We start from the raw sequence: 25,834 nt of genomic DNA, 5'->3' as shown, positions 1-25,834 counted from the left end.
AGGAGCAACTGAAACCATGGCGGTTTCCGTAACCCTGCCGGCGCTCGGCGAGAGCGTCACCGAGGGCACCGTCACCCGTTGGCTGAAGGCCGAGGGCGAGCGCGTCGAGGCCGACGAGCCGCTGCTGGAGGTGTCGACCGACAAGGTCGACACCGAGATCCCGGCCCCGACTTCGGGTGTGCTGGCCTCCATCAAGGTGGCCGAGGACGAGACGGTGGAGGTCGGCGCCGAGCTGGCCATCATCGACGACGGCACCGGCGCCCCCGCCGCTGCCCCGGCTCCGGCCGCCGCCGAGGCCCCGGCCCCGGCCGCACAGCCCGAGCCGACCCCGGCCCCGGTGGCCGAGGCCCCCGCCGCCGCCCCCGCGGGTGGCGCCGAGGGCACCGACGTCCTGCTCCCGGCGCTCGGCGAGAGCGTCACCGAGGGCACCGTGACCCGCTGGCTGAAGGAGGTCGGCGAGGAGGTCGCGGAGGACGAGCCCCTGCTGGAGGTGTCCACCGACAAGGTCGACACCGAGATCCCGGCCCCGACCTCCGGCACCCTGCTGGAGATCCTCGTGGGCGAGGACGAGACCGCTGAGGTCGGCGCCAAGCTGGCGGTCATCGGCGCCAAGGGCGCGGCCCCGGCCGCCGCCCCCGCCCCGGCCGCTCCGGCCCCGGCCGCCGCGCCCGCGCCCGCCCCGGCGCCCGCTGCCGCCCCGGCTCCGGCGCCCGCCCCGGCTCCGGTCGCTGCCGCTCCGGCTCCGGCCCCCGCGCCGGCGCCGGCTCCGGTCGCGCCCGCCCCCGTCACCCCCGCCCCGGCGGCCGGTGAGGCGGACGGCGCCTACGTCACCCCGCTGGTGCGCAAGCTGGCCGCGGAGAACGGTGTCAACCTCGCCACGGTCAAGGGCACCGGTGTCGGTGGCCGGATCCGCAAGCAGGACGTCATCGCCGCCGCCGAGGCGCTGAAGGCCGCCACCCCGGCCCCGGCCGCCCCGGCCGCCGCCGCTGCGCCGGCCAAGGGTGCCCCGGTCATCGAGGCGTCGCCGCTGCGCGGTCAGACCGTCAAGATGCCGCGGATGCGCAAGGTCATCGGCGACAACATGATGAAGGCCCTGCACGGCCAGGCGCAGCTCACCACCGTGGTCGAGGTGGACATCACCGCGATCATGCGGATGCGCAACAAGGCCAAGGACGCGTTCGCGCAGCGCGAGGGCGTCAAGCTCTCCCCGATGCCGTTCTTCGTCAAGGCCGCCGTCCAGGCGCTGAAGGCCCACCCGGTCGTCAACGCCCGGATCAACGAGGACGAGGGCACCATCTCCTACTTCGACACCGAGAACGTCGGTATCGCGGTGGACGCGGAGAAGGGCCTGATGACCCCGGTCATCAAGGGCGCGGGCGACCTGAACATCGCCGGCATCGCCCGTAAGACGGCGGAGCTGGCGGGCAAGGTCCGCGCCAACAAGATCACCCCGGACGAGCTGTCCGGCGCGACCTTCACCATCAGCAACACCGGTTCGCGCGGCGCCCTGTTCGACACGGTCATCGTGCCGCCGAACCAGGTCGGCATCCTGGGCATCGGTGCCACCGTCAAGCGTCCGGTGGTCATCAACCACCCGGACCTGGGCGAGACCATCGCGGTGCGCGACATGACCTACCTCGCGCTCTCCTACGACCACCGTCTGGTGGACGGCGCCGACGCCGCCCGCTACCTGACCACGGTCAAGCAGATCCTGGAGGCCGCGGAGTTCGAGACCGAGATCGGTCTCTGACACCCGGCACTCACTCCCCCGGAGTTGAGTGAGGATCACCACTGACCGCCGACTCCCCCCGGGGAAGCGGTAGTTGGACAAGGGGCCGGCCCCGACTCGTCACGACGGGTCGGGGCCGGCCCTTTCGCGCGCCCGCCGCCGGCGATAATGGCCACAGCACGCCTCGCGGCCCCACCCGCTCTGAAGGAGCACGTCATGACCCCGCCCGTCGTCCACTCGCTGCGCGAGCAGATCCGCGAGCACATCCTGGAGGGCATCGTCAGCGGTCGTTGGCAGCCGGGCGAGCGGATCGTCGAGCGGCGGATCGCGGTGGAGCTGGAGGTCAGTCAGACACCGGTCAGGGAGGCGCTGCGGGAGCTGGAGTCGCTCCAACTGATCGAGTCGGCGCCGAACAAGGGCGTCCGGGTCCGCAACCTCACCGCGGACGACCTCAAGGAGAGCTACCCGGTCCGGGCCGGACTGGAGCAGGTGGCCGCGGAGTTGGCGGCCGGCCGGCTCGCGGGGGACACCGCGGCGCTGGAGCGCGAGGTGGCGGCGCTGCGGGAGGCGGACGCGGCCGGCGACGGCGAGGCGCAGGTGCGGCACACCGTGGCCTTCCACCGGGAGATCGTGCGGGCGGCCGGGAACGCGGTGCTGCTGCACACCTGGGAGTCGCTGGGCGTGGAGGTGTGGACGACGCTGTCGATCCGCTGGTTCAGCCCGGAGCCGCGCTCGCACGCCCAGGACCACCAGGAGTTGGTGGACGCGTTCCGGCGGCGCGACCCGCGGATCGGGGCGCTGCTGAAGGCGCACGTGCTGAGCTGCGCGCCGAGGGTCTGAGGCGCCAGGGAAGACGTCGAGCCGCAGCGGTCCCGCGGGTGTGCGGCGGGGCCGCTTCGTCGTGTCCGGGCGGCGAGCGGCGGGCCATCGGTTCCGGGGTGTGGCGGCGGCGCTCCGGGGCGTAACGGAGGCGGGCTCCGGAGCTGGCACGGAGTGCCCCGAATTGCGACACCCCGTGCCGACCTGCGGTTTTTCTCTCGATCCACATTGATCGATCATCGATCACGGAGTTATCGTCGATGACCGGGGCGCGACACCCCTGCCTGCCGAATGCCTGCCGAACTCGCATTCCCACCCGTCCGGAAAGGGGCCACCCATGCCCGATCCCGTGCGCCTGCCGTACAGCCAGCTCGACCAACTCCCGGACCGCGATCCCGAGGAGACGGCCGAGTGGCGCGAGTCGCTGGACGCCGTCACCAAGGCAGCGGGCCCGCATCGCGCCGCGTACCTGATGCGCCGGGCGCTGGAGCACACCGCGCGCGCCGAGGGCGGCGAGCTGCCGTCCCTGCTGGAGTCGGACTACGTCAACACCATCCCGACCTCCGCGCAGCCGGAGTTCCCCGGTGACGAGGCCATGGAGGCCCGCATCACCGCCTGGAACCGCTGGAACGCGGCCGCGATGGTCACCCGCGGCTCCAAGCTGGGCCTGGGCGGCCACATCGCGACCTTCGCCTCGGCGGCCTGGCTGTACGAGACCGGCTTCCAGCACTTCTTCCGCGGCAAGGAGACCGACGGGTCCGGCGACCAGCTCTACATCCAGGGCCACGCCTCCCCCGGCATCTACGCCCGCGCCTTCCTCGAAGGCCGGCTGGACGAGGAGCAGCTCGACCACTTCCGCCAGGAGGCCGGCGGCGAGGGCCTGCCCTCGTACCCGCACCCGCGGCGGCTGCCCTGGCTGTGGGAGTTCCCCACCGTCTCCATGGGCCTCGGCCCGCTCTCCGCGATCTACCAGGCGCGCTTCAACCGCTACCTGGAGCACCGCGGCATCAAGGACACCGCCAACTCGCACGTGTGGGCGTTCCTCGGCGACGGCGAGATGGACGAGCCGGAGTCGACCGCCGCACTGGCGCTCGCCGGCCGCGAGGGTCTGGACAACCTGACCTTCGTCATCAACTGCAACCTGCAGCGCCTGGACGGCCCGGTCCGCCCCAACTTCAAGATCGTGCAGGAGCTGGAGGCCCAGTTCCGCGCCGCCGGCTGGAACGTCGTCAAGGCCCTGTGGGGCGAGGCGTGGGACGAGGTCTTCGCGCTCGACACCGACGGCGTGGTGCTCCAGCGGCTGCGCGAGACCCCGGACGCGCAGTTCCAGACCTACGCCACCCGGGACGCCGCCTACCTGCGCGAGCACTTCTTCGGCGCCGGCGACGCCCTCAAGGCGATCGGCGCGAGGTTCTCCGACGCCAAGCTGCTGGAGCTGTTCCAGACCTCCCGCGCCGGCCACGAGCCGCGCAAGGTGTACGCCGCCTACAAGGCCGCCGTCGAGCACAAGGGTGCGCCGACGGTCGTCCTGGCGCAGACCGTCAAGGGCTACACCCTCGGCGCGGGCTTCGAGTCCCGCAACGCCAACCACCAGATGAAGAAGCTGACGATGGCGGAGTTCCGCACCATGCGGGACCTGCTCGAACTCCCCATCCCGGACAGCGCGTTGGAGGGCGACCTGGTGCCGTACTGGCGCCCGGCCGAGGACTCCCCCGAGATGCGGTACCTGCGCGCCCGCCGCGCCGCCCTCGGCGGCCCGGCGCCGGCCCGCAAGGTCGTGGCCAAGCCGCTGCCGCTCCCCGCGGACAAGGCGTTCGACGCGCTGAAGAAGGGCTCGGGCAGCCAGGAGATCGCCACCACCATGGCGTTCGTCCGGCTGGTCAAGGACCTGATGCGGGACAAGGAGACCGGCAGGCGCTGGGTCCCGATCGTCCCCGACGAGGCCCGTACCTTCGGCATGGAGTCGCTCTTCCCGACCGCCGGCCTGTACTCCCCCAAGGGCGCGACGTACGACCCGGTCGACCGGGACCAGTTGCTCTGGTACAAGGAGGCCAAGGACGGCCAGATCCTCAACGAGGGGATCACCGAGGCCGGTTCGCTCGCCGACTTCACCGCCGCCGCCACGTCGTACGCGACGCACGGCGAGCCGATGATCCCGTTCTACATCTTCTACTCGATGTTCGGCTGGCAGCGGACCGCCGACCAGTTCTGGGCGCTCGCCGACCAGTTGGGCCGCGGCTTCGTGATCGGCGCCACCGCGGGCCGGACGACGATGACCGGCGAGGGCCTCCAGCACGCCGACGGCCACTCGCACCTGATCGCCTCCACCAACCCGGCGGCGCTCTCCTACGACCCCGCGTTCGCCTACGAGGTCGCGGTGATCGTCAAGGAGGGCCTGCGCCGGATGTACGGTCCGGACGCCGAGGACGTCTTCTACTACCTGACGGTCTACAACGAGACCAAGGTGCAGCCGGCGATGCCGGAGGGCGTCGAGGAGGGCATCCTCAAGGGCCTCTACCGCTTCCAGGAGGCCACCGCCGCCGAGGGCGCCGAGACGCCCCGGCTCCAGCTGCTGGCCTCCGGCACCGCGATCCACTGGGCCCTGGAGGCGCAGCAACTGCTCGCCGCCGACTGGGGCGTGGCCGCCGACGTGTGGTCCGCGCCGTCCTGGACGGAGCTCCGCCGGGACGCCCTGGAGTGCGACGCGGCCCGTCTGGAGGGCGAGGACCGGATCCCGTACGTGACCCGTGCGCTGGCCGGTGCGCCCGGCCCCGTCGTCGCGGTGAGCGACTGGATGCGGGCGGTACCGGACCAGATCGCCCCGTGGGTCGAGCAGGACTGGGTCTCCATCGGGACGGACGGCTTCGGCCTGTCCGACACCCGGGAGGCGGCCCGCCGCCACTTCGGCGTCGACCCGCAGTCGGTGGTCGTCCAGGCGCTGGCGGCCCTCGCCCGGCGCGGGGACGTCAAGCCGGAGAAGGTCAAGGAGGCCCGCGAGCGCTACGGGCTCTGAGGGCCGGTCCCTCGCTGCGCATGGCCGCTCCTCCGGAGCCGCCGCGCGCGGCGAGGGCCCCTGACGCGGGCGGCCCCGGCCGACACCGGGCGCCGCCCGCCCATCCGCTCCCGTACGGAGACCACCCACCGCGCCCGGGGTCTCCGTACGGGATCTTTCCTTCCTCCCGCTTCCCGTCCCAGGTCGGCGGGGGGTGTCAGTGGTGCCGCGCATGATGGATGCATGCGTGCCGCGCGGCTGATCAGAATGGTGTTGCTGCTCCAGTCCCGACCGTCGATGACGGCCGGCGAGCTGGCGCGGGAGCTGGAGGTCTCGGAGCGCACGGTCGCCCGGGACGTGCTCTCGCTCTCGGAGGCCGGGGTGCCCGTCTACGCCGACCGCGGTCGGGCCGGGGGCTACCGCCTGATAGGCGGGTACCGCACCCGGCTGACCGGCCTCGGTCGCAGTGAGGCGGAGGCGCTCTTCCTGTCCGGAGTGCCCTCCGCGCTGCGGGAGATGGGGTTGGCCGACGTCGCCTCCGCGGCCCGGCTGAAGGTGTCCGCCGCGCTGCTGCCGGAGCTGCGGGACGCCGCGTCCGGCGCCGCCCAGCGGTTCCATCTGGACGCGCCGCGCTGGTACCACGATCCCGAGACGCCCGAGCTGCTGCCGGTGATCGCCGACGCGGTGTGGGACGACCGCCGGCTGACGGTCCGCTACCTCCGGGCGGAGGACGAGGTGGCCCGCGAGCTGGAGCCCTACGGCCTCGTACTCAAGGCCGGCGTCTGGTACTTGGCGGCCCGGGCCGCACCCGCGGGCGACGCGGCGGACGCCGGCGGCCCGCCCCGGACCGGCTTCCGGGTCTACCGCCTCGACCGCTTCACCGCGGCCGAGCCGCTCCTGCCGGCGGGCCCGAGCGGGCCGACGGCGCCCTCCGGCCCGGTGGACTCCGGCCGCTTCGTCCGCGATCCGGAGTTCGACCTGCCCGCGTTCTGGGCCGAGCGGGCCGAGCAGTTCCGGCGGTCGCTGCTGCGCGAGGAGGTGGTGCTCCGGCTCACCCCCCGCGGCGTGCGGCAACTGCCGTACGTCACCGAGCCGGCCGCGGCCCGGGCGGCCGTGGAGCGGGCGGCGGCCGACGGCGGTCCCGACGCGCGGGGGCGGCTGACGGTCACCCTCGCCGTGGAGTCCGAGGAGGTCGCCTACGCCCAGCTCCTCTCGCTCGGCCCGGAGGGCGAGGTGCTGGCGCCCTCCGGGCTGCGGGAGCGGTGCGCCGCGGCCGCCCGCCGCGCCGCCGCGCTCTACGACCCCGCACGGGAGCCCACCACCGGGCGGCCCGCCGACGACTCCCCCGCCTCCGCTCCGCCCTAGCGGTAGTCCTCCTCGGTCGCGTTCCGGCCGCCCATGACCACCTCCGCGAAGTAGCGGTCGGCGTCCGGCCGCGAGCCGTCGGCGTCGGTGAAGTCGTACTCCCTCGCCAACTGGCCGCTGGACAGCGACTGTCCGGACCAGCGGGCCCGGTCCGGGTCGGCGGCCAGCGCCCGCACCGCGCGGCCGATGAGCACAGGAGACTCGGCGATGGCGAAGTGCGGCTCCTTGGCGATCGCGTCGCGCCAGGTCGCCTCGGTGACGCCGAAGTAGTCCAGCATCTCCTCGGAGCGCAGGAAGCCCGGGGTGAGCGAGACCGCCGTGCCGCCGTACTCCTTGAGCTCGCTGGCGAGCCCGAAGGCGATCCGGTGCGGGACGTTCTTGGTGACGTCGAAGCAGAGGCTGTTGCGGTAGGTGCGGTTGAACTCCACGGTGCCGTCGGTGACTTCGATGACCAGCCCGCCGGGCCGCCGGATCAGCAGCGGCAGCGCGAAGTGGCTGGTGATGACGTGGGTGTCGATGCCGAGCCGGAACATCCGCAGCCCGTTCGCCAGGTCCAGGTCCCACACCTTGGTGTCGAACTGGATCAGCCGGTCGCCACCCCAGACGCTGTTCACCAGCAGGTCCAGCCGGCCCTGTTCGCGGTCGATGCGCTCGACCAGCGCCCTGACCTGATCCGGCTCCAGGTGGTCGGTGGGCACCGCGATCCCGGTGCCCACCGCCCGTCGCCCACCACCACCCTTGCCGGCGGCCCTACGGGCCGCCTCTCCTGCTGCGGTCACCAGCTCCGCGGTCTCCTCGATGGTCTCCGTGGGCCGGCCGACCTCGCTGGCCGAGTCCCGGGTGGTGCGCCCGGTGACGTACACCAGCGCGCCGGCGCGGCCCAGTTCGACGGCCATCGCCCGCCCCGCGCCCCGGGTCGCCCCAGCGACCAGCGCCACCTTGCCGGTCAGCTCGCCGCCGGGCTGCCGCCCGCCCGGTGCCTGCCCCGCCGTCCTGTCCTGCGTCGTCACGTGTCGCTCCTCGCTGTCGCGTGCTGTGTGGTCGTACGCGGCAACGCTGACAGCCAATCCCGACACCTTCTGTCGGGATTGGCTGGGCTGGGGGAATCCGGCGGGGACGGCCGACCGCTCCGAGCCGCTACGGCCACAGCGCCCGCAGCGGTCGGCCGTCCCGCAGCCGCCCGGTGACCCGCGCCGGGGCGTTCGACGCGGCCGGGGCCGCCAGCGCCGTCGCGTCGGCCGTGGCCCGCACCCCGCCGGTCACGTCGATCCCGGCCACGTCGCTGCTGCCCGCCGCGAGCACGTACCACTTCCCGGACTTCGCCCGCCAGTGGACGTCGCCGAGCACGTCCCGGCCGAACGGGCTGCACACCGCCGTGTCGACCTCCCGCCCGACGATCCGCCCCGGGTCGGCCGGCCCGGCGGCGGGCGGCTGGAACTGGAGCATGACCCGACCGGGGCCGCGCCAGGTGTCGGCGCGGTTGCACACCCAGCTCGCGGTGCCGCCGCCCTCGGGGAGGCCCTGCTGCGCGTAGGCCCAGTTGTTGACGGCCCGTACGCCGGTGCCGCGCAGCGACCGCAGGGTGCACGCGGTGCGGGCCCAACTGCGCAGCGCGGGGCCCCCGGTGGCCTCCCCCGGGCCGCCCGGGCCGCCGGCCGTCGACGGCCCCAGATACGTCAGGTGCACCGGCGCCAGGTCGCCGAGGTCGGTCACCAGGAAGGAGCGGCGGTCGTCGAGCCGCGGCGAGGAGCGGAACGCGGCCACCGGCCAGTGCCCGCAGGCGGCGTCGTCCGCGGGCGGCAGCGGGATCCGGTCGGTGACGCCGTCCGGGGCCAGGTGCAGCCCGCGCGACGGGGCGTCGGGGGCGAGCAGGTCCCGGGTGGCGACGTCGGCGACCCAGGGCGCGATGAGGTACCGCAGCCAGCCGTTGCCGCGGCCGATCACCAGGCCGCCGGCGGCGGCGAGGTCGGCGCCGTCGACCCGGGCGAAGTGCAGGGTGGGCGTGGCGTCGGCCGGTTCGGCGTAGCGCACCAGCCGCTCGCCGTCGTGGAAGACCACCACCATGACGTTGTCGATCAGGCCGGCGTACAGCAGCCGGGGCGGGGCGGCCGGCGGCCTGGTGGAGGTGTCCGCGGCCGCGACGATCCGGGTGCCGGGCGGCGGCGCGGCCCAGACCTGCAACGCCCGGGCCAGCAACTGCCGGTCGCCGGCCTCGCGGCCGCGCGGCGGCCAGGCGGTGAAGTCCACCCGGGAGGTGCGCGCCCACTGCTCGTTGGGCGCCCGCAGCAGGCGCCCGGAGTCCAGGGCCTGTTGGGCCGCGGTGGACACGGGCCCGCGCCCGGGCCGGCCGTCGGGCAGCGCCAGCGCGACCACCCCGGCCGCCAGTACCGCCGCCAACGCGGCCGTCGCCCGCACCCGTTGCCGGCGGCGCAGCAGGTCCGTCGGTCGGGCCTGCACCGTGCAGGGGTCGAACTCCGCCGAGTTCAGCAGCGCGGCGGCGCCGGCCCCGGTCCGCCGGTCCAGTTGGCCGGCCGCCCGCTGCGCCGCGTCCGGATCCGGCACCCCGGCCCGCGCCAGCACGGCGCGCGCCGCGTCCGCCTCCAGCCCCTCCAGGTGCCACAGCCCCATCGCGGCCCTTACGGCGGCGGGGGCGGCCGACAGCGCCTGGTCCAGGGCGAGTTCGTCGGCGCCGCCAGCCCGCGGGAAGAGCCGCAGCCCCCACACGAACGGCACCGTCGGCAGCAGCACCGCGGGCCGCTGCCGCTGCTCGTAGGCGAGCGCCAGCTCCAGGGTCCGCTGCCGCACCAGCTCGTAGCCGGAGCCGGCGGCGTGCGGGCCGCGCTGGGCCGGCAGCGCCCCGGCCCGCCGGCGCGGCACCCGCCACGGCAGCGCCCGCTGCACCAGGCCGTGCGCGGTGAGGACCTTGCGGTGGCGGCCCATCGACGGGGGCAGGACGAGGTAGGCGAGGCGGACCAGGTGCGGGTAGTGCTCGACGAGGGCCGCCTCGGCGCGTTCGACCTCGGCCCGGGTGCGTTCGTCCATGGGCATGGCGGGAGCGCCCTTCACGGAGTGGGAGTGGGAGGGGGGATTTCTGGTGGTCTGGTCTGCCGTCGTTGCATGCCACACAACGAGGGAGTCCCGGCCCGGTCACCGCCCCGCGGGCCCCGGGGGCACTCCGCGTGCGGGCCGCGGCGCCAGGACCGATGCTGGAGCGGTGATGGACGAGACGGAGTTCTGGGAGCTGATCGACGGCTCCCGCGCGGACTCCGCGGGCGACCCCGAGGAGCAGGCCGACGCGCTGGTCGACCGGCTGCTCCGCCTCGACCCGGACCGGGTGCTGGACTTCGCCCGGCACTTCGAGGCGCGCTACAACCGGGCGTACACCTGGGACCTGTGGGCGGCCGCCGCGGTGCTGCTGGACGGCGCCAGCGACGACGCCTTCGACGCCTTCCGCTGCTGGCTGATCGGCCGGGGCCGGCACGCCTTCGAGGGCGCGCTGCACGACCCGGACCACCTCGCCGCCCTGCTGCCCGACTTCGACGAGGACGCCGACGGCGACGCCGAGGACCTGGGCTACGCGGCCGACGAGGCGTACGAGCAACTGACCGGCACCGACCTGCCCGACCTCGGCCTGCCCCCACCGCCGCCCGAACCGCTCGGCCCCTACGTCGACATCGAGGACGACGCGGCCCTGGCCGAGCGCCTCCCGCGACTGTGGGACCGCTTCCGTCGCTAGGGCGCTTCCGACCCGTCAGCAGCGCCCTGGGGCCCGCCCTCCCCCGTGCCGCCCGGAGTTGCGGGCAGGATGACCCCATGCGGATCGCGATCACCGGCTCGACCGGACTCATCGGGGCACCCCTCGTCCGTAACCTGCGCGCGGACGGCCACGACGTCGTCCGGCTCGTCCGCCGGCAGCCGGCGGCCGCCGACGAGGTGGCCTGGGACCCCAAGGGGCGGCGGCTCGACCCGGCCGCGCTGGCCGGCTGCGAGGCGGTGGTCCACCTCGCCGGGGCGGGCGTCGCCGACCACCGCTGGACCGCCGCGTACAAGCAAGAGCTGCGCGACAGCCGGGTGTTGGGCACCCGGACGCTGGCCACCGCGCTGGCCGCGCTGGACGTCCCGCCGCGGGTCTTCGTCTCGGGCAGCGCGATCGGCTATTACGGCGACACCGGGGACCGGCGCACGGACGAGGACGCGCCGGCCGGCACCGGTTTCCTGCCGGAGCTCTGCGTGGCCTGGGAGGACGCCGCGACGCCCGCGCTGGACGCCGGCATCCGGACCGTCTTCGCCCGCACCGGCCTGGTCGTGGCGCGCTCCGGCGGCGCCTGGGGGCGGCTCTTCCCGCTCTTCCAGATGGGGTTGGGCGGCCGGCTCGGCAACGGCAGCCAATACTGGAGCTTCATCTCCCTGCGGGACCACCTCGCGGCGCTCCGCCACCTGTTGGCCACCGAGGAGCTGTCCGGACCGGTCAACCTCACCGCCCCGGAGCCGGTCACCAACCGGGAGGCGACGGCGGTGATGGGCCATCTGCTGCGCCGCCCGACGCTGTGCACCGTGCCGGCGCCGGTGCTGCGGCTGGTCCTCGGGGAGTTCGCGGGCGACGTGCTCGGCAGCCAACGGATCGTTCCGCGGCGGCTGTCGGACTCCGGATTCGCCTTCGCGCACCCCCGGATCACCGACGCGGTGCGCGCCGCCCTGGGGTCGTAGGGCGGCCGGGGCCGGGGCGTGGCAACGGGGCGCACCGACGCGCCCCCAGGGCGCCCCTGTCGGCCGGGCCGCGGTGCTCCTTACGGTCCTCGGACACACCACTTGGCTTCCCGGACGGCCACACCGGGCAGGAGATCCGTGCGCTGCCGCTGGGACCGACCTCGGGAGGGGCATGTGCTGCGCACCGCATCGGCCGTCGACGTCGTCATCGTGGGGGCCGGGCCAGCCGGTCTCGCTGCCGCCCGCCATCTGACCGGGGCCGGGCTCACGGTCACCGTCCTGGAGGCCGCCTCGCGGGTCGGCGGCCGGTTCGTCACCGACGAGGTGGACGGCTTCCGCCTGGATCGCTGCGGCCGCCCGCTGGCGGTCTCACCGACCGCCCTGCGCCGGACCCCGGGCCTGGCGGAGCTGACGCTGCGCCCGTTCGCGGCCGGCCTGAGCCTGCACAATGGCCAACGAACCCACCGCATCAGCCCGTTGCGGAGCACAAGGGGCGCACTCTCCGCGGCGCGCGCCCTCACGCGCGCCGACCGCCGTACCGAGCGTTCCGCCACCGCCCCGCCGCCCGACCGCCCGGTCAACGACGCGCTGGCCGGCCGCCCGGCGTTCCCGCCGCGCACCCACGACACCTTCCTGCGGCCGCTGTTGGGCGCGCTGCTGTGCGATCCCCGACTGCTCGGCTCCGGCCGGGGCGCCGCGCAGGTGCTGCGGGCCTTCGCCGAGGGCCGGTTGACGCTCCCGGCGGGCGGCGCCTGCGCCGTCCCCGAGCTGCTGGCGGCCGGCCTGCCGCCGGGCACGGTGCGGACGTCGGTGACGGTCACGGCCGTCGACACCAATGGGGTCGGCACCCGCGAGCACGGCCGGATACCGTGCCGTGCGGTGCTGGTGGCGACCGGCGCGCGGGATGCCGCCCGCCTCCTGCCGGGGCTGCGGCTGCCCGCCTTCCACCCGGTGACGGTGCTGCACCACACCGCGGCCGCCCCCGCCGGCGCCCGCGGCGGCCCCGGCCGGGACACCGCGCTGATCCTGCCCACGGACGGCCCGGTCGCCTTCAGCTACCTGGCCGGCGCGATCGACCCGTCGCGCACCCCGCCCGGCCGCCCGCTGGTCACCACGGTCGTCCTCGGCACCGCCGCGGCGCTGCCCCTGGACACCCTCGACAAGACCGTCCGGCCGCAACTCGACCGGATCTACGGGGTGCGGGGCGACGACTGGCAGTTGCTGACGGGCCATCACGACCCGTACGCGGTGCCCGCGATGGCCGTCCCGCACGACCCGCAGCGCGCGGTGCGGGTGCTGTCCGGGCTGTACGTGTGCGGCGACCACCGGGACACCAGCACGCTCCAGGGGGCGCTGCGCTCCGGCCGCCGGGCCGCCCGCGCGCTGCTCCAGGACTTCGGCCTGCCGGCCCGCCCGGAACCGGACGCGGTACGGGCGGCGGCGTGACCGGGCCGCCTCACCGCCCGCCGCTCACCCCAGGGCCGCCACCCGCTCCCGGTAGCCGCGCACCGCCGCGGCGTCCCGATACGGCTCCAGCCGGCGCTCGAAGTCCCGGACGTACTCGTGCGCCCGCACCGACCGCATCTCGGACGCCTGCAGGGCCGCCTCGGCGCCCAGGGTGCACGCCTGCTCCAGCTCGCCCAGGCCCAGCCGCGCGGTGGCCAGCACCACCCGGCAGAACAGCCGGCTGCGGGCGAACCCGGCGGCGCGCAGTTGCAGGGAACGCTCGGCGTGCTGGGAGGCGGCACGGTACTGCTGGAGATCGCGGTGGCAGTGCGCGAGTTCGTCGGCGAGCTGTGCCTCGTCGAAGAAGCGCGCCCAGTACGGGGTGTCGTCCCCGGGGCGGGCGCTCTCCAGGGCCCGTTCGGCGCGGGCCAGCGCGGCCGTGCAGGCCCGGACCTCGCCGAGGACGCCGTGGCCGCGCGCCTCGGCGGCGTGCAGCAGCGCCTGCACGGCGGGCGGGACGCCGCTGCCGACGCCCTGTTGGGCGACGCGCGCCAGTTGGACGGCCTCCCTGCCGTGCCCCAGATAGACCGCCTGCCGGCTCATCGTCACCAGGACGTAGGCACCGTACGCCCGGTCCCCGGCGGCCTGGGAGAGCCGCAGCGCCTGCACGAAGTACCGCTGCGCCAGGCCGTGCGCGGCGATGTCGTAGGAGGTCCAGCCGGCCAGCCGGGTCAGGTCGGCGGCGGCCGCGAACAGCCGGCGGCCGACCGCCTCCCCGTAGGTGCCGCGGAGCATCGGCTCGGCCTCGTGCTCCAGATAGCGCACCAGCGCCTGGCGGGCGTGGCCGCCGCCGTAGGCGTGGTCCAGGGCGCGGAACAGCTCGCCGACCGAGCGCAGCGCCGCGATGTCGCCGGAGGTGACCCGGCTGCCCTGGACGCGGTCCACCCGCTCGGTCTGCCGCTGCCGGGGCACCGCCAGCCGCCCGCCCTGGAGGGGCACCCGGTCCTCGACCGACTGGTCGCCGTGCGCGACCCGTTCGTCGGGTCGGCCGATCAGCCAGTCCCGGCTCGGCACCACCAGCCCGGCCGGGGTGAACGCGATCTTGCGGAGCTCGGCATGGCTGCCGGAGTCCTTGCGCCACAGCCCGCTGACGATGTCCACCGCCTCGGTCGGGACCGAGGCGAATTCCAGCCCCGCGTACACCGGCGCACAGGCGTCCAGGCCGAGGTCCTGGGCGGACAGCCGGCGCCCCAGCCGGCGGGTGAAGACCTCCGCGATCAGGGCGGGGGTGGTGCCTCTGGGCTGCTGCCCGCGCAGCCAACGCGTCACCGAGGTCTTGTCGTAGCGCAGGTCGAGGCCGTGCTCGATGCCCAGTTGATCAACCCGTCTGGCCAGCCCTGCGTTGGAGAAGCCCGCCTCGGCGATGAGCGCGGCGAGCTGCCGATTGGGCGTGTGGTGCGGGGGTCGTTCCGTCATCAGCTTTTCCGGTCTCCTGCCTTCCGGGCCGGGCCGCCGGGGTCGACTGACCCCGTCCGGCATGCTCTTCGCCCTTGTGGAACGGCGTGAATGTAACGGCCTTCGGCGCCGTTCTCGCCGCGTCTGAGCCGCGTTCATCCGATCGTGTGAGCACGTCACAGGCGCGTGGGCGGCCGCACGGCGCACCGGCCCCGTGCTGGGGGCGCACACGGCGGCCGTACAGTGGCATGGGCGCGAGAGGCAATCGGAAGTGCCTCGAAAGAGGCACGCGACGTCGCATGGAACTGCGACAAGGTTCGAAGGGGAGCTGCCGTGACTGCGATCTCTCGGGGGGAGACCCCCACACCCGAGGGGCTGCGCTTCGTCCGTCTGGGCTTCGGGGCGGACGCCGTCGCGTACGAACCGGCCTGGCAGGAGCAGCGCAGGATCCACGCCGCCCGCTTCGCCGACGAGATCCCCGACACCTGCCTGCTCCTGGAGCACCAGGCCGTCTACACGGCTGGGCGGCGCACCTCCGACGACGAACGGCCGCTGGACGGCACCCCGGTCGTCGACGTGGACCGCGGCGGGAAGATCACCTGGCACGGCCCCGGTCAACTGGTGGGCTACCCGATCCAGAAGCTGCCGCGCCCGGTCGACGTGGTCGCGCACGTGCGCCGGCTGGAGGAGGCCCTGATCCGGGTCTGCGCCGACTTCGGCGTCGAGGGCACCCGCGTCGAGGGCCGCAGCGGCGTGTGGGTCCTGGGCGACCCGGTCGAGCAACGGCCGGCCCTGGGCGGCCTCCAGCTCGACTTCGACCCGCGGGCCACCGACGAGCTCTTCGACCCGCGGCTGAACGGCCCCGAGTACGCGCCGTCCAACGCCGGTCAACGCCGCGAGGACCGCAAGCTGGCCGCCATCGGCATCCGCGTCGCCAAGGGCGTCACCATGCACGGCTTCGCCCTCAATGTGAATCCGGACACCACCTCGTTCGACAAGATCGTGCCCTGCGGCATCCGGGACGCCGGTGTCGCGTCGCTCTCCAGCGAGTTGGGCCGCGAGATCACCATCGCCGAGGTCCTCCCGGTCGTCGAGAAACACCTGCGTGACGTCCTGGAGAACGCCGAGCTCCTCCCCCGCGCGGTCTGAACCCCCGCCCCGCGGCCCGGCCCGCGGGAATGCCCTCCTCCCCCCGGAGGTTGGCCGAGCACGACCCGCACGCGGATCTGCGTGCGAATTGACGGGCGTACCCTGGTGTACGCCGAAGAATCGAAGTTGTTAGGGAGCCGACGTGTCCGCAGTCGCACCCGACGGACGCAAGATGCTGCGCCTGGAGGTCCGCAACAGCCAGACCCCCATCGAGCGCAAGCCCGAGTGGATCAAGACCCGGGCGAAAATGGGTCCCGAGTACAACCACCTCCAGGGCCTGGTCAAGAGCGAGGGCCTGCACACGGTCTGCCAGGAGGCGGGGTGTCCCAACATCTTCGAGTGCTGGGAGGACCGCGAGGCGACCTTCCTCATCGGCGGTGACCAGTGCACCCGCCGCTGCGACTTCTGCCAGATCGACACCGGCAAGCCGCAGGCGCTGGACCGCGACGAGCCCCGCCGGGTCGCCGAGTCCGTGCAGACCATGGGCCTGAAGTACGCCACCATCACCGGCGTCGCCCGCGACGACCTGGAGGACGGCGGCGCCTGGCTCTACGCCGAGACCGTCCGCCAGATCCACGCCGCGATGCCCGACACCGGCGTCGAGCTCCTCATCCCCGACTTCAACGCGATCCCCGAGCAGCTCGCCGAGGTCTTCTCCTCCCGCCCCGAGGTGCTGGCGCACAACGTCGAGACGGTCCCGCGGATCTTCAAGCGGATCCGCCCCGGCTTCCGCTACGAGCGGTCGCTGGACGTCATCACCCAGTCCCGCGCGGCCGGCCTGGTCACCAAGTCCAACCTGATCCTGGGCATGGGCGAGACCCGCGAGGAGATCAGCCAGGCGCTCCAGGACCTGCACGAGGCGGGCTGCGAGCTGATCACGATCACCCAGTACCTGCGCCCCTCCGTGCGCCACCACCCCATCGAGCGCTGGGTCAAGCCCCAGGAGTTCGTGGAGCTCAAGGAGGAGGCCGAGGAGATCGGCTACGCCGGCGTCATGTCCGGCCCGCTGGTCCGCTCCTCCTACCGCGCCGGCCGCCTGTACCAGCAGGCGATCGAGCGACGCGAGGTCGAGGCGTCCAGTCAGGCGGTTTGACGCGCCTGGCGCGCCAACTTGTGAAGCGTGGCACATGCTTGGGAGACGCGGCCCCGCACTCCCCTCCGGCAGGGGGGTGTGGGGGCCGCGTCAACGTTTCATAGGTGTTTGACCGGCAGGTCATCCGTTGGTAACACCCTTCGGTGACGATGGATGCACGCACCGTTCGACACCTCCCACCCGCCCCCTGTTCGCTTCCGTTCGTCCGAGGGAGACCATCACCATGGAGGCCGCGCCGCTTCGCGCCACCGCCCACCCCATCCCCTCCGTCACCGGTGCTCTGCGTGCCATTGAGGCCGTCCTGCTCCGCGGCGGCCAGCGCACCGCCCGCCGCAACGCCTGGACGTCGGTCCTGGAGGACCGCCGCCGCGCCAAGGACCGGTACGACGCCGAGTACGTCCTGGAGGCCGCGGCCACCGGCCGTCCGCACGCCACGTAAACTTCGCTGTATGGCGAGGAAGGCAAACTCAACCGGCGCTGGCGGCGCTGAGAACCCCGGGCGGCTGAAGCAGATCGCCCTGACCTACAAGATGACCCGTCGGGTCGATTCCAAGGTCGGTCTTGTCGTCGCTGGCACGGGCATCGTCGTCTTCGGCGTGCTCCTCGCCATCGGCTTCCTGATCGGCCACCCCGTCTACGCGGGCGTCCTGGGCTTCGTCCTGGCGTTCCTCGCGATGGCGATCATCTTCGGCCGGCGCGCGGAGCGGGCGGCCTTCGGGCAGATGGAGGGCCAGCCCGGCGCGGCGGCCGCCGTCCTGGAGAACGTCGGCCGCGGCTGGACGGTGACCCCCGCGGTCGCGATGAACCGCAGCCAGGACGTGGTGCACCGCGCCGTCGGCAAGGCCGGCATCGTCCTGGTCGGCGAGGGCAACCCGAACCGGCTGCGCGGCCTGCTGGCCGCCGAGAAGAAGCGGATGGCGCGCACCGTCGCGGACGCCCCGGTGCACGACGTCATCGTCGGCGACGGCGACGGCCAGGTCCCGCTCAAGAAGCTCCGCACCCACCTGCTGAAGCTCCCGCGCGTCCTCCCCGGCGCCCAGGTGACGACCGTCAACGACCGCCTGCGCGCCCTCGGCGACCTGATGAGCAACATGCCCGTGCCGAAGGGCCCGATGCCCAAGGGCATGCGGATGCCGAAGGGCGGCGGCAAGATGCGCTGACGCGCTGCCCCGTACACATACACACCTACACGTCTGCGCCCCGGGACCGATGGCCGGTCTCGGGGCGCAGACGTGTGTGTACGTATGTGTGCGGGGGAGGCGGGGCGGGTCGGCGTCCGCGCTCGTCGTCGGGGCGCTGGGCGTCTCGCCGGGTCGGCCGGACGTCGCCGGGCGCGCGGATCAGGTCCGTACCCAGCTGCCCGGACCTGGATCAGGTCCGGGCAGTAAGGCGGTGCGTCAGATCCGTACCTGGACCGAGCGGCTGAGTCGGTCGTGCAGGCCCCGGCCGTCCCGGTCCCAGATCACCGCGGGGATCACCAGCACCAGCAGCACCGTCCGCAACACCACTCGCAGCAGGCCGATCCGGCCGCCGCCCTCGGCGACCACCCGCAGCCCGAGCAGCCGCTTGCCGGGGGTGCAGCCGATGGTCCCGACGGTCAGCACGCTCAGCACCGCGAAGACCGCCAGCGCCCAGTTGCTCGTCGACTGCGCCTTGCCGCCGCTGAGCAGCCCGTACGCGATGAGCAGGCAGAGCGCCCAGTCGATGAAGAGCGCGCCGAAGCGCCGGCCGACCCGTGCGATCGAGCCCGGCCCCTCCTCCGGCAGCCCGAGCTGTTGCCCGCGGTACCCGAAGTCGACACCCATGTCCTCGGCCGCCGCCCGGGGCCCGGACATCCACGATCCGATTGCTTGCCTGTTGTCCACCCGTCCACGGTACTGCGACCGCATACGTTTCCCGGGCGGCGGGTTCCCGCACCCGACGCCGGCCGCTCCCCCGCCACTGCCCGCACCGCATCCGTCGACGGCGCACAACGCCCCACAGAGAGAGCTGTCACGGGCTGCGACTCAACTGCCGTACGAGCCACCGCAAACGCTCCTTCTCGACCCGCGAACGCCCCTTCTTGAGCTGCCGCAGCGGCCTCCCGGAGGCGCACACTGGGGGGTGAGATCGACCGCGTGCCGGTTAACCTCGGCGAAACAAATGGGTCATGCTTGGGAAATCCCGCCTGCCTATGGTCGGGCGAGCGCGCCCCGCACATGGTCGCGCTCCGAGTCGCAACCCCGCGTCCGCCGAGCGGTGACCGGGCTAGGAGGAGTTGGATGTTCCAGAACGCCGACGACGCGAAGAAGTTCATCGCGGATGAGGACGTGAAGTTCGTCGACGTCCGTTTCTGCGACCTGCCGGGCGTGATGCAGCACTTCACGATCCCCGCCGCGGCGTTCGACCCGAGCGAGGACCTGGCGTTCGACGGTTCGTCGATCCGCGGCTTCCAGGCGATCCACGAGTCCGACATGGCGCTGCGCGCGGACCTGTCGACGGCCCGTGTGGACCCGTTCCGCCAGGAGAAGCACCTCAACATCAACTTCTTCATCCACGACCCGATCACGGGCGAGCAGTACAGCCGCGACCCGCGCAACATCGCCAAGAAGGCCGAGGCGTACCTCGCCTCCACCGGCATCGCGGACACCGCGTACTTCGGTCCGGAGGCGGAGTTCTACGTCTTCGACTCGGTCCGCTTCGAGACCTCCGCGAACCAGGGCTTCTACCACATCGACTCCGAGGCCGGCGCCTGGAACACCGGTGCCCGCGAGGACAACCGCGGCTACAAGGTCCGTTACAAGGGCGGTTACTTCCCGGCCCCGCCGGTCGACCACTTCGCCGACCTGCGCGCCGAGATCTCCCTGGAGCTGGAGAAGTCCGGCCTCCAGGTCGAGCGCCAGCACCACGAGGTCGGCACCGCCGGCCAGGCGGAGATCAACTACAAGTTCAACACCCTGCTCGCCGCCGCCGACGACCTGATGCTGTTCAAGTACATCGTCAAGAACGTCGCCTGGCGCAACGGCAAGACCGCCACCTTCATGCCCAAGCCGATCTTCGGTGACAACGGCTCCGGCATGCACGTCCACCAGTCGCTGTGGCAGGGCGGCCAGCCGCTCTTCTACGACGAGCAGGGCTACGCGGGCCTGTCGGACACCGCCCGCTACTACATCGGCGGCATCCTCAAGCACGCCCCGTCGCTGCTGGCGTTCACCAACCCGACCGTGAACTCCTACCACCGCCTGGTCCCGGGCTTCGAGGCCCCGGTCAACCTGGTCTACTCGCAGCGCAACCGCTCCGCCGCCATGCGCATCCCGATCACGGGCTCCAACCCGAAGGCCAAGCGCGTCGAGTTCCGCGCCCCGGACCCGTCGTCCAACCCTTACCTCGCCTTCTCGGCCCTCCTCCTCGCCGGCCTCGACGGCGTCAAGAACAAGATCGAGCCGGCCGAGCCGATCGACAAGGACCTCTACGAGCTCGCCCCGGAGGAGCACGCGGGCGTCCCCCAGGTCCCGACCTCCCTCCCCGCGGTCCTCGACGCCCTCGAAGAGGACAACGAGTACCTCCAGCAGGGCGGCGTCTTCACCTCCGACCTGATCGAGACCTGGATCGACTACAAGCGGACCAACGAAATCGCCCCGATCCAACTCCGCCCGCACCCGCACGAGTTCGAGCTTTACTTCGACATCTAAAGGGCGGGGTCGGGTGACCTTGGCCGGAGGCCCGGAAACGTGATGTGACCTGCGGAAACACTCTCCAGTGTTTCTCATTGGTACCGTTCGTTTTCCAGGCTGTTGTGCACCGGGTGTGCACCGGCCCGACAGCTCCCTAACTGTGCGTCAGATTTAGTGGTGGGGCTGCTTCCCTGGTACCAGGGAAGCAGCCCCACCGCTTTGAAGACGTCTGCGATGGACTCACAGTATGTAGCGTTCGCCATTTGCCACCCGAGCCCAGAGACGACAACGGCGGCCATGTCCCCAGCGGGACGCCATCACAACGGCAACCGATGGGCCATGCGCTTCATCGCCCGCGCCTCCATCATCACTGCCTGGTGGGAGACCAGTCACAAGGTCTCAGACAGCAGGCCAGTTCACGCCCCGCCCGGATAGCATCCCTGGCGGGGCGACTTCATTCGACAAAGGGGGACGGTGGACCTTTCCGGCAGGCTCACCAAAGCCAAAGATCTACTGATAGCGGGAGAAAACGAATCGGAGGTGCCCGATGTCATCGGGTACCAGGACGTCCGGCACCAGTGGGAACGCGGCTACCGTGAGACGCTGGAGCAGGCCATTGAAGACGGTGCATGCGGCCCGGACAGCACCAACATCATCGACTTCCCCAAGACAGACCTGACTGTGCGGCCTCTAGCCCGTTTCTCCACCCGAGACCGGCTTATATACGACGCTCTTGTCTTCACGGTCGCCGGTGAGATCGACCGCCAGCTTCACCCCGGCGTCTCCAGTTACCGATGGAACCGCTTCAGGGGCGAGCCCATCCGATGGTGGTCCAACTGGACGTCCTACCGGGCAAAGTCGCTACGGGCCATCCGCTCCGACACTTCGCTCAGGGTCGCCTACCTCGACATCGCGGCCTTCTACGAGCATATCGACGTGGCCATCCTCGGAGACGATCTAGAAGCCCTCGGCGGCGACCATCGAGCCGCCGGTCACATCACCAACTTCCTCAGCCGGTTTCAGACCATCAATCATGCTTGGGGCCTGCCTCAAGGGCCGGACGCCTCCGGCATACTCGCCAATCTCTACCTCGCCCCTGTCGATTCCTACCTGGCCCAGAACAGCGCCCGGTTCCTGCGCTACTCCGACGACATCAAGGTCTTCCACCCCGACTGGAGCGAGCTGCGCGATCTCTTCCTCGGAGTGAACAGTCAACTGCGCTCCAGAAGACTCTCTGTCTCCTCCAGTAAGACCGTCATCCTCGACCCCCAGGACGCCCGGGAACGCGAAACCGACATCCGGCATGACTCCCTGGCCGGCGCCATCAGATATGGCCGTCCGCGGGCTCGGGAGAATCTCGTAGACTACTTCGAGAGGATCGCCAAAGAGGGAGAGTTCAACGGTAACCAGGTCCGTTTCGTCCTCGGCCAGCTCAGCAGGATCAGAGACGATCGCGCGGTCGGCTGGTGCCTGGACAATCTCACTCGCCTCCCCCACGCCATCACGCACGTGTTCAAGTACCTCAACGCGGCCAAGAGTAGAGCCCCCGAGGTCGAGAGCACCTTGGTCCAGTTTCTGCACTCCATCCAAAGCGCCGCCCACCCGTTGATCGAGCAGCGCGTCCTGCGCTACTTCATCGCCATGGGTATCAAGGATGAACGAGTGAAAGAAGCGGCGTGGACCATTCTCGGAGACCGTAACCGGGTCGACTACGCCCGCGAGTTCGCCGCCCGCTACATCGGAGAGCACGCATCCATTGCCGAGGCCCAGATGCTCCGCCACCGCTTCGAGGGGGAAACCAACGCTGCCGTCCGACGCGCCATACTCGTCGCGTTATACGAGGCGGGCTACCTCACCAACCGCTATCGCAATGAGATCAGAGCCTCCGTCCCCGGCATGGAATGGCTCTGTAACTTCCTTTCCATTAGTCCTCGCATAAGCCCGCCCCAGATTGGACCCTATGCCTACTTCTGACACGCGGTTCGAGAGCGCGAAGACCGAGCTGAAGCGCATCCAGAGCAATTGCCTCTACACCGCACAGGGCTACTTCGAAGCGGCCAAGAGCGCCGAGAAGTGGGGGCGGCTGATGGTGTTCATCCCCGCCTGCGTGACCGCAACATGCAGCCTCCTGGTCGCGGTCAAGGTCGGTCCCCAAGTGTTCTTCAGCGGGCTCGGCGCCGTCGCCGGAGCCATCGCCGCCACCGCAGCCTTCCTGGGCTCCCCCAAAAAGGCTGCTGATCATCTCGCGTCCGCCCGCGCCTACACCGCGCTCAAGCACCGCGCGGACACCGAGATCAGCCTCATGAACGAGGCATCCGACCCGACGGCCCTCGAAGCCAGAACCCGAGAGCTGAGCGCCGACTACGTACGCATCACCTCCACCGACACCCCAATGGCGAACAAGTTCTACGAGAAGGCCCGCCAGCGGATACAACAGGGCTCGGCCGAGTAACAGCGCCACGCCTCTTTGTTTGTGGCCGCGCGGTCGGTCTCAGCCATGTCCCCCCAGAGGCTTCCCTTGCCGTCGTACGCCATGGCCCACCCCTTCTAACGCCAGCCGTCGAGAGAGACCTGCGGTCCGCCGTCGAGATAGCGGTGGAGGGCACTGGCTGTGGTGTCCACGAACTCCTCGGGGATGGCATCGGCGGCGACCCAGCAGACCTGGACGTGCTTGCGCGGCTCGCGGTTCTCGGGCTCGCCGGTCCACTCGTGGGCTGCGAAGACTACGGTGAGGAAGCCATTCGGGGCTTCAACCCCCCAGGCGCCGTGGATGACATGTGCGACTTTCAGCGCCCCTGGCTTCACTGTGAGGCCGGTCTCCTCGTAGAGCTCGCGCACCGCGGTATCGGTGATCGGCTCGCCGGGTTCGCTCTTGCCGACAGGGAGATCCCACATCCCCTGGGCGAACTTGGCGTTATGGCTGCGTTGGAGGAGTACGACGCGGTTGGTGGCCCTGTCGTGGACGATGACGCCGGCGACCAGCAGGGTCATGGATTCGAGTGCGGGCTTGAGGGCTTGGGGGCGGGCGTCGGTCGTCGGCTCAGCCACGGGGTTCCCTTCGTCGGCCTGGTTGTTGGGCATGTTAGGCGAGCGCCTCGCGGGCGCGGCGGGCGAGTTCGGCGGCTCCGGGCACTTTGCGCCGCTGGTAGATCGCGAGAGTGGACCGCAGTGAGGTGATCGCCTTACGGGTGCGGTCTGAGGTCATGCCCTCCATGAGCGTCAGGGCCTGCGACCAGGCGGCGACGGCCTCGTCGGCACGGGCCTGGGCCGCGAGGCTGTCGCCCAGGTCGGCGTAGGTCAGGGCGTGGACGCGCTTGTACTTCACCGGGTCCCAGCGGACCAAGGCGTCGCGGTGCTGCTGTTCGGTGCCGACGTGGTCGGCGAGGTCGGTGAGAGTGCGGGCGGTGTGGCTGGCCACGGTGCCGGCGGCCGGGCCGCTGACGCGGGAGTAGCTGGGCTGGGGGTCGTCCTCGCGCAGCAAGGCGTCCTCGGCGGCGAGCAGGGCGCGTGCGGCGGCGGGCTTCTCGCTGGTAGCGGCGTAGGCGCGGGCGTGGGTGATGTGGAGCAGGGCCTCGGTCTGGCCGTCGACGTGACCGACTCCGCGGCTGAGGGCACCTTCTACGAGGTCAACGCAGTGGTGGGGCTGCTTGAGGCTGAGGGCTTGGTGGGCGAGGGCACGCATCATCCAGGCGGCGTGGCCGTATGGGTCGGCTTCGCAGGCGAGTTGGTAGCCGACCTGGTAGTAGCGCTGGGCGGCGCCTTCCTGGCCGAGGTCGTGGTGTTTCCAGCCGGCCAGGTAGGCGAGTTCGGCGACCGCGCCGAAAGCGGCCTGGCGTAAGGCCGCGCTGGGGAAGCGTCCGCGGAGCATGGGGGCGGCGGTGTCGGCGAGGTAGGCGGTGACGGTGGTCAGGCCGTGGCCACCGCCGAGGCGTTCGTCGGCCGCGCTGAAAGCGGCGGTGATCTGGCGTACGACGTCCACGTCCTCCGCGCCGATCGTGACGGTGCCGGTGCGTGCACGGAGCATGCGGGTGGTGGCCTCGTAGTCGTAGGCGAGCGGCATGGCGACGCCGGCGGTGGTGAAGGCGGCCACTGCGAGGAAACGGCGGCGCTCGACGTCAGCGCGGCCGAGGTCGGTGGCGGCGAGGACCGGATCGGGTTCCGCCGGCTCTTCGTCGTCGGCTGGGTGCAAGCCGATCTCGGTCTGCGTGATGGTACGGCCTGCTCGGCGGGCAAGTGCCTCTGCCAGGTACTGGCCGGTGTGGCCGGTGGGCTGGCGGGTGCCGTTCACCCAGTGGGAGATGGCCGACTTGTTGGTCTGGAGGATCTCGCCGTTCTCCGCGGCGACGCGCCGCACGTCCTTGGCCAGGGCCTCGTAGGTGCAGCCGGTCGCGTCGATGGTCTCGCGCAGGCGGGAGTTGGGTGCTCTCTGCGCTGCCACGATCGCCTCCGTTCCGGAGTTGTAAACCGCGTATACCGCTTCAACTGTCTCTCACCGTACCCACTGTGCGTGACGACGGGTTCACTATTCATCAGCCGCCCGGAACGGCGCGACCGTGATCCAGGCTCCCCCCTTGGACCGGGCGGCTTCCCGAAGTTCCGTACGCCTACACCGGTGTTGGGCACCCCTGTGCCTGAACCCGGCCGATCAGAGACGGAGACACGGTGACCACCATCGAGACGATCGACAAGACGGCCATCACGGTCGAGCTGCCCGAGGCGTTCGACGAGCGCTGGAGCCGCCTGCCCGGCATCCAGGTCGAGGGCCAGCGCATCACCATCGAACCGGCCGAGTACTTCTTCCGCTTCGAGTCGCACAGCTGGCTCGTCGCTGACTGGGAGCTGGTCAAGGCCCGGCTCCTGGACGTGGACGAGACGACCGAGAGCGCGGTCGAGCAGCTCGCTCTCGACTTCATCAAGACCCACGGACGGTCCACTGCGGATGCGGGCCTGGTCCTTCGTACCGCCTACGAGGTATACGCGTATCTGTTCCGCGACGAGCACCTCGCCGGGCTGGGGCTTCCGCAGATCGCCGCCGGGCACCTGCGGATGCTGCGCGAGGCGGCGACGCTGATGGCGCTGAACAAGGTGGAGCTGGACGGGCGCATCTCCAACGTCGGCCCGTGCTGGTTCTTCCCCGCCGCCACCTCCGTCGTCTTCGATCTGGACGACGAGATGGGCGGACTGCTCGACGAGGTCTACCACGGTGGCTGGTTCAACGAGCAGCGCCGCATCGAGTCCATCAAGGCACACGCCGCGCTCGGCGGGCGGCTGGTGCACGGTTGCCAGTCCGTGCCGGACCAGTCCGGCGGCGTCGTGGCGCCCTACGGTGCGTCGATGGCCACCTTCCGCGACGACCTCGCGGCCTTCAAGGCCCGCTGGATCGAGCAGGTCTACGCCCACCGCGTGAACCCCGCCGCGTAGTCCCT

21 protein-coding genes are annotated in these 25,834 nt (G+C 72.0%); 15 read left to right on the top strand and 6 right to left on the bottom strand.

The window, feature by feature from the left end; genetic code table 11:
- The first annotated feature begins 16 nt into the window (after positions 1-16).
- The 4 genes from sucB (at position 17) to ACIQU6_RS11670 (ending at position 6,905) form a co-directional block, all read left to right on the top strand.
- Entirely contained in the window at positions 17-1,750 is a 1,734-nt protein-coding gene (gene sucB, locus ACIQU6_RS11685) for a 2-oxoglutarate dehydrogenase, E2 component, dihydrolipoamide succinyltransferase (RefSeq protein ID WP_403481441.1), read from the top strand.
- Positions 1,751-1,945: 195 nt separating this feature from the next.
- Positions 1,946-2,569, top strand: a complete 624-nt coding sequence (locus ACIQU6_RS11680; RefSeq protein ID WP_403481440.1) for a GntR family transcriptional regulator — start codon at positions 1,946-1,948, stop codon at positions 2,567-2,569.
- A gap of 316 nt (positions 2,570-2,885) precedes the next feature.
- Entirely contained in the window at positions 2,886-5,561 is a 2,676-nt protein-coding gene (aceE, locus tag ACIQU6_RS11675; RefSeq protein ID WP_403481439.1) for a pyruvate dehydrogenase (acetyl-transferring), homodimeric type, read from the top strand.
- Positions 5,562-5,783: 222 nt separating this feature from the next.
- A complete protein-coding gene (locus tag ACIQU6_RS11670; RefSeq protein WP_403481438.1) occupies positions 5,784-6,905 on the top strand; it encodes a helix-turn-helix transcriptional regulator in 1,122 nt (373 codons plus the stop codon).
- Here ACIQU6_RS11670 and ACIQU6_RS11665 read toward each other — a convergent pair.
- Complete coding sequence (locus ACIQU6_RS11665; RefSeq protein ID WP_403481473.1) at positions 6,902-7,801, bottom strand: SDR family oxidoreductase; 900 nt, start codon at positions 7,799-7,801, stop codon at positions 6,902-6,904. The two genes, ACIQU6_RS11670 and ACIQU6_RS11665, sit on opposite strands and share 4 nt — an antisense overlap.
- Positions 7,802-8,042: 241 nt before the next feature.
- On the bottom strand, positions 8,043-9,947 hold the full coding sequence (locus ACIQU6_RS11660; protein ID WP_403481472.1) for a hypothetical protein: 1,905 nt from the start codon (positions 9,945-9,947) through the stop codon (positions 8,043-8,045).
- 175 nt (positions 9,948-10,122) lie between these two features.
- Between ACIQU6_RS11660 and ACIQU6_RS11655 the strand changes: the two genes are divergently transcribed.
- The 3 genes from ACIQU6_RS11655 (at position 10,123) to ACIQU6_RS11645 (ending at position 13,058) form a co-directional block, all read left to right on the top strand.
- Positions 10,123-10,641, top strand: a complete 519-nt coding sequence (locus tag ACIQU6_RS11655) for a DUF4240 domain-containing protein (RefSeq protein ID WP_403481437.1) — start codon at positions 10,123-10,125, stop codon at positions 10,639-10,641.
- A gap of 77 nt (positions 10,642-10,718) precedes the next feature.
- Positions 10,719-11,612 carry a TIGR01777 family oxidoreductase gene (locus ACIQU6_RS11650; protein WP_403481436.1) on the top strand — a complete coding sequence of 298 codons (894 nt, stop codon included), beginning with the start codon at positions 10,719-10,721 and terminating at the stop codon, positions 11,610-11,612.
- A 174-nt stretch (positions 11,613-11,786) separates the two neighbouring features.
- Positions 11,787-13,058 carry an FAD-dependent oxidoreductase gene (locus tag ACIQU6_RS11645; RefSeq protein ID WP_403481435.1) on the top strand — a complete coding sequence of 424 codons (1,272 nt, stop codon included), beginning with the start codon at positions 11,787-11,789 and terminating at the stop codon, positions 13,056-13,058.
- 24 nt (positions 13,059-13,082) lie between these two features.
- On the opposite strand, the gene ACIQU6_RS11640 is transcribed toward ACIQU6_RS11645, so the two are convergent.
- Positions 13,083-14,534 carry a regulator gene (locus ACIQU6_RS11640; RefSeq protein ID WP_403481434.1) on the bottom strand — a complete coding sequence of 484 codons (1,452 nt, stop codon included), beginning with the start codon at positions 14,532-14,534 and terminating at the stop codon, positions 13,083-13,085.
- A gap of 312 nt (positions 14,535-14,846) precedes the next feature.
- Here ACIQU6_RS11640 and lipB point away from each other — a divergent pair, with 312 nt between their 5' ends.
- The 4 genes from lipB (at position 14,847) to ACIQU6_RS11620 (ending at position 17,915) form a co-directional block, all read left to right on the top strand.
- A complete protein-coding gene (gene lipB, locus ACIQU6_RS11635; RefSeq protein ID WP_403481433.1) occupies positions 14,847-15,662 on the top strand; it encodes a lipoyl(octanoyl) transferase LipB in 816 nt (271 codons plus the stop codon).
- Between the two features lie 142 nt (positions 15,663-15,804).
- Positions 15,805-16,755: a lipoyl synthase gene (gene lipA / locus ACIQU6_RS11630; protein ID WP_403481432.1), complete on the top strand. Its 951-nt coding sequence runs from the start codon at positions 15,805-15,807 to the stop codon at positions 16,753-16,755.
- A gap of 223 nt (positions 16,756-16,978) precedes the next feature.
- The gene (locus tag ACIQU6_RS11625) at positions 16,979-17,194 is read left to right on the top strand and encodes a hypothetical protein (RefSeq protein ID WP_403481431.1); all 216 of its coding nucleotides are present in this window, start codon (positions 16,979-16,981) and stop codon (positions 17,192-17,194) included.
- 10 nt (positions 17,195-17,204) lie between these two features.
- Positions 17,205-17,915: a DUF4191 domain-containing protein gene (locus ACIQU6_RS11620; protein WP_403481430.1), complete on the top strand. Its 711-nt coding sequence runs from the start codon at positions 17,205-17,207 to the stop codon at positions 17,913-17,915.
- A gap of 237 nt (positions 17,916-18,152) precedes the next feature.
- Here the strand turns inward: ACIQU6_RS11620 and ACIQU6_RS11615 are convergent, their stop codons facing one another.
- Positions 18,153-18,620, bottom strand: coding sequence for an RDD family protein (locus ACIQU6_RS11615; RefSeq protein WP_403481429.1), 468 nt, complete (start codon positions 18,618-18,620; stop codon positions 18,153-18,155).
- A gap of 396 nt (positions 18,621-19,016) precedes the next feature.
- Here ACIQU6_RS11615 and glnA point away from each other — a divergent pair, with 396 nt between their 5' ends.
- The 3 genes from glnA (at position 19,017) to ACIQU6_RS11600 (ending at position 22,860) form a co-directional block, all read left to right on the top strand.
- The gene (glnA, locus tag ACIQU6_RS11610; protein WP_403481428.1) at positions 19,017-20,426 is read left to right on the top strand and encodes a type I glutamate--ammonia ligase; all 1,410 of its coding nucleotides are present in this window, start codon (positions 19,017-19,019) and stop codon (positions 20,424-20,426) included.
- Between the two features lie 456 nt (positions 20,427-20,882).
- Positions 20,883-22,382 (top strand): RNA-directed DNA polymerase, encoded by a 1,500-nt coding sequence (locus tag ACIQU6_RS11605; protein WP_403481427.1) that lies wholly within the window; start codon positions 20,883-20,885, stop codon positions 22,380-22,382.
- Positions 22,369-22,860 (top strand): SLATT domain-containing protein, encoded by a 492-nt coding sequence (locus ACIQU6_RS11600; protein ID WP_403481426.1) that lies wholly within the window; start codon positions 22,369-22,371, stop codon positions 22,858-22,860. The genes ACIQU6_RS11605 and ACIQU6_RS11600 overlap by 14 nt, the downstream gene beginning before the upstream one ends.
- 95 nt (positions 22,861-22,955) lie before the next feature.
- On the opposite strand, the gene ACIQU6_RS11595 is transcribed toward ACIQU6_RS11600, so the two are convergent.
- Positions 22,956-23,489, bottom strand: coding sequence for an NUDIX domain-containing protein (locus tag ACIQU6_RS11595; protein ID WP_403481425.1), 534 nt, complete (start codon positions 23,487-23,489; stop codon positions 22,956-22,958).
- A 1-nt stretch (position 23,490) separates the two neighbouring features.
- Entirely contained in the window at positions 23,491-24,846 is a 1,356-nt protein-coding gene (locus ACIQU6_RS11590) for a tetratricopeptide repeat protein (RefSeq protein ID WP_403481424.1), read from the bottom strand.
- Positions 24,847-25,079: 233 nt separating this feature from the next.
- Here ACIQU6_RS11590 and ACIQU6_RS11585 point away from each other — a divergent pair, with 233 nt between their 5' ends.
- Positions 25,080-25,829, top strand: a complete 750-nt coding sequence (locus ACIQU6_RS11585) for a hypothetical protein (RefSeq protein WP_403481471.1) — start codon at positions 25,080-25,082, stop codon at positions 25,827-25,829.
- Positions 25,830-25,834 lie beyond the last annotated feature (5 nt).

Origin of the sequence: Streptomyces sp. NPDC090442, assembly GCF_044769405.1 — a bacterium.
Classification (GTDB): domain Bacteria; phylum Actinomycetota; class Actinomycetes; order Streptomycetales; family Streptomycetaceae; genus Streptomyces.
This window is presented reverse-complemented; position numbering and strand designations above follow the sequence as displayed.

Coding starts and splice junctions, on each gene's coding strand:
- glnA (WP_403481428.1), top strand. CDS start 19,017: ATGTTCCAGAACGCCGACGACGCGAAGAAGTTCATCGCGGATGAGGAC.
- ACIQU6_RS11620 (WP_403481430.1), top strand. CDS start 17,205: ATGGCGAGGAAGGCAAACTCAACCGGCGCTGGCGGCGCTGAGAACCCC.
- ACIQU6_RS11665 (WP_403481473.1), bottom strand. CDS start 7,801: ATGGCCGTCGAACTGGGCCGCGCCGGCGCGCTGGTGTACGTCACCGGG.
- ACIQU6_RS11600 (WP_403481426.1), top strand. CDS start 22,369: ATGCCTACTTCTGACACGCGGTTCGAGAGCGCGAAGACCGAGCTGAAG.
- ACIQU6_RS11680 (WP_403481440.1), top strand. CDS start 1,946: ATGACCCCGCCCGTCGTCCACTCGCTGCGCGAGCAGATCCGCGAGCAC.
- sucB (WP_403481441.1), top strand. CDS start 17: ATGGCGGTTTCCGTAACCCTGCCGGCGCTCGGCGAGAGCGTCACCGAG.
- aceE (WP_403481439.1), top strand. CDS start 2,886: ATGCCCGATCCCGTGCGCCTGCCGTACAGCCAGCTCGACCAACTCCCG.
- ACIQU6_RS11640 (WP_403481434.1), bottom strand. CDS start 14,534: ATGACGGAACGACCCCCGCACCACACGCCCAATCGGCAGCTCGCCGCG.
- ACIQU6_RS11595 (WP_403481425.1), bottom strand. CDS start 23,489: ATGCCCAACAACCAGGCCGACGAAGGGAACCCCGTGGCTGAGCCGACG.
- ACIQU6_RS11670 (WP_403481438.1), top strand. CDS start 5,784: ATGCGTGCCGCGCGGCTGATCAGAATGGTGTTGCTGCTCCAGTCCCGA.
- ACIQU6_RS11655 (WP_403481437.1), top strand. CDS start 10,123: ATGGACGAGACGGAGTTCTGGGAGCTGATCGACGGCTCCCGCGCGGAC.
- ACIQU6_RS11660 (WP_403481472.1), bottom strand. CDS start 9,947: ATGGACGAACGCACCCGGGCCGAGGTCGAACGCGCCGAGGCGGCCCTC.
- ACIQU6_RS11650 (WP_403481436.1), top strand. CDS start 10,719: ATGCGGATCGCGATCACCGGCTCGACCGGACTCATCGGGGCACCCCTC.
- ACIQU6_RS11625 (WP_403481431.1), top strand. CDS start 16,979: ATGGAGGCCGCGCCGCTTCGCGCCACCGCCCACCCCATCCCCTCCGTC.